Source organism: Caballeronia sp. LZ033 (genome assembly GCF_031451265.1).
Taxonomy (GTDB): Bacteria; Pseudomonadota; Gammaproteobacteria; order Burkholderiales; family Burkholderiaceae; genus Caballeronia.
Genome location: NZ_JARUXQ010000035.1, coordinates 1 through 888, shown reverse-complemented (window position 1 = coordinate 888; position 888 = coordinate 1). Strand labels below are relative to the sequence as shown.

The window sequence follows — 888 nt, the reverse complement described above, 5'->3', positions numbered from 1 at the left end:
GCCGACAAACGGCGCATCGCCGAACGGCAGCGTCCAGTTGTGTTCCGAGTCGTCGTAGTTGTTGTAGTGGTAATAGCCCGAGTACGTCACCTGCACGACGGGCGCGCTTTGTCCGCGCCAGCTGTTCTGATCGAGCGTTGCCGGCGCCGCGATGTCGCCGGCCGCCGCGACCGCGCTCCAGAAGTTCTGCAACAGGCCGACGTGCGACGCGTCGAGACTGCCGCCGGCGATGATCTGCGCCTGCGGGCTGATCGACGCGATCAGGTTGGCGAGCGCGACGCCCGTGTAGGTCGTGTACTGATACCCGCTGTTCCACTGGCCGCCGTGCGGCGGTTCAATGTACGCGCCGCCGATGGCGTTCGGATCGGGCGGCGCGCCCCACGGCACGTTTTGACCGGAGCAGGCGGCGGCGTACCAGGCGGTGCAGCCCGACATGCTGATGCCGAGCTGCTCCATCAACGCGGGGTCGAGCGGTTGATTCAAGCCGGTCGTGGTCATCGAGGTGCGCGTGTTCGTCACCTGAGCGGCATGGAGCGCCATGTCGCCCGCCGACTCGATCAGCGCCGACTGATTGCGGATCAGGTTCGCGTTCGTATAGTTGCCGTCCGCGTCCTTGCCGCCCGCAAGCACGACCTTGCCCAAGCCATAGATCGCGGTGCTCGCCTGCGTATCGGTCGCGGTGGTGTCGTCGCGATTGTCGATATCGGTGGCGAGCAGTTCGAGCGTGCCATCGCTATCGGTCGCGCCGATGAGTGCCGTCGGCCCGAGATTGAGGAGTGCGCCATTCGCATTGAGCGAAACACTTCCGCCGACGATCACCCCGGTGTTGGTCAGGGTATTCGAGTGCGTGGTGAGCGTGCCGCCCGCCATCATCGTGCCGCTGTTGCG

At 65.9% G+C, this 888-nt stretch carries 1 pseudogene; it reads right to left on the bottom strand.

Annotated elements, in window-relative coordinates:
• Positions 1–888, bottom strand: a pseudogene (locus tag QCE62_RS35060) (hemagglutinin); the annotation flags it as partial.